This is a genomic window from Candidatus Protofrankia californiensis, from assembly GCF_900634765.1.
GTDB classification, from domain to species: Bacteria; Actinomycetota; Actinomycetes; order Frankiales; family Frankiaceae; genus Protofrankia; species Protofrankia californiensis.
The window spans coordinates 3,928-4,671 of record NZ_CAAAFT010000089.1; the positions used below are offsets into that span (position 1 = coordinate 3,928).

Annotated in this window: 1 protein-coding gene; it reads left to right on the plus strand. The window is 64.9% G+C overall.

The genetic code is table 11. The features are described from left to right. Positions 1–744 (plus strand): UPF0182 family protein (locus DD1DGNOD_RS05310; RefSeq protein WP_165036444.1); only part of this gene is annotated, 744 nt, incomplete at both ends.

Consider the following 744-nt stretch of genomic DNA (forward strand, 5'->3'; position numbering starts at 1 on the left):
ATCCGTCCTGCTGGGCCTGCTCGCCCTGCTGAAGGCGTGGGCTTACTACCTCGATCGCTTCGGGCTGGTTTTCTCCTCACGCGGGGCGGTGAACGGAGCGTCCTACACCGACACGCACGCGGTACTTCCCGCGAAGCTCATCCTGTTGTTCATCTCACTGCTGTGCGCGGTGTTGTTCATTTACAACATCTTCCAGCGGGGATGGACGTTGCCCCTGCTGTCCGCCGGAATACTCGTGCTGTCCGCCCTGGTGGTGGGAGGTATCTACCCGGCGATCGTCCAGCAGTTCCAGGTCCGGCCGAACGAGGCCTCCCGTGAGGCGCCCTACATCTCCCGGAACATCGCGGCCACCCGCTCCGCATACGGGATCGACCGGATAAGACCGCAGGCCTACGACGCGGCCAACACCCCCAACAGCACCGAGCTCGGAGCGGGCTCGGCAACGCTGTCCAACGCCCGCCTGCTGGACCCGAATGTGCTGTCCCCGACCTACGACCAGCTCCAGCAGATCCGCGGATACTACGGATTCCCGGCCTCGCTCGACATCGATCGTTACACCATCGCGGGCCCGGACGGGCGCAGCGGCACCCAGGACTACGTGGTCTCCGTCCGCGAACTCGATCAGAACGGTCTCGCGCAACAGCAGCGGAACTGGATCAACCTGCATCTGACGTACACCCACGGCAAGGGATTTGTCGCGGCGCCGGCGAACACCGTCGACAGCTCCGGGCGCCCGGTCTTCAC